Source organism: Pseudomonas sp. Sample_10 (assembly GCF_004321495.1).
In the GTDB taxonomy this organism is placed as follows: domain Bacteria; phylum Pseudomonadota; class Gammaproteobacteria; order Pseudomonadales; family Pseudomonadaceae; genus Aquipseudomonas.
The window spans coordinates 1-808 of the sequence record NZ_RCOE01000287.1 but is presented as its reverse complement, the minus strand read 5'-3'; the positions used below and the strand labels follow the sequence as shown (position 1 = coordinate 808).

Genomic DNA, 808 nt, shown 5'->3' with positions numbered 1-808 from the left:
CGGGTTTCATCGCCGACGGTCTGCGCGAAATCGTGGATCACCTGCGGGTCGGACAAGTCCTTGCGCTGGGCGGTGGTCGACATCATCAAGTGGTTCTGGACCAGCCAGACGATCAGGCGGCTGTCCCACAGCGGCAACTGGTGGCGCTGGCAAAAGGCCTCGGCGTCCACGGCACCGATGTCCGAATGATCACCATGCCGGCCCTTGCCAATGTCGTGGTACAGCCCGGCCATGTAGATCAGCTCCGGCTTGGGCAGCTTGGCCATGAGCTTGGCGGCCAGCGGAAATTTTTCCGATACCTGGGTGTACTGCAACTTGCGCAGGTGTTTGATCAGGTTCAGCGTGTGGGCATCGACCGTATAGATGTGAAACAGGTCGTGTTGCATCTGCCCGACGATGAAACCGAACTCCGGCAAATAACGCCCGAGGATGCCGTAGCGGTTCATCCGGCGCAGGTTGCGATGGATGCCGATCTTGCATTTGAACAGCTCGATGAACAGGCTGGTGTTGCGGATATCGTTGCGGAAGTCGTCGTCGATCAGATGACGATTTTCACGCAGCAGGCGAATGGTGTCGGCGCGTACGCCTTTGATTTCCGGCTGCTGCGCCATCAGTACGAAGATTTCCAGCATGGCGAACGGTGTGCGGCGGAACACATTGTCGTTGCGCGCCTCGATGTAGCCGTCGTGCAACTGGAATCGCGAGTTGATCGGTTGCGGCGGCGCCTCATCCTCCGGCGCGAGGATGACTTCCTCGAAGTGCTGGATGATCAGGTCGCTGAGCTGGGCAATGCTCATGACCACGCGGA

General features: G+C 59.3%; 1 protein-coding gene. It reads right to left on the bottom strand.

Annotated elements, in window-relative coordinates:
• On the bottom strand, positions 1-808 hold an 808-nt coding region (locus D8U18_RS27150), incomplete at both ends, for an HD domain-containing protein (RefSeq protein ID WP_131109094.1).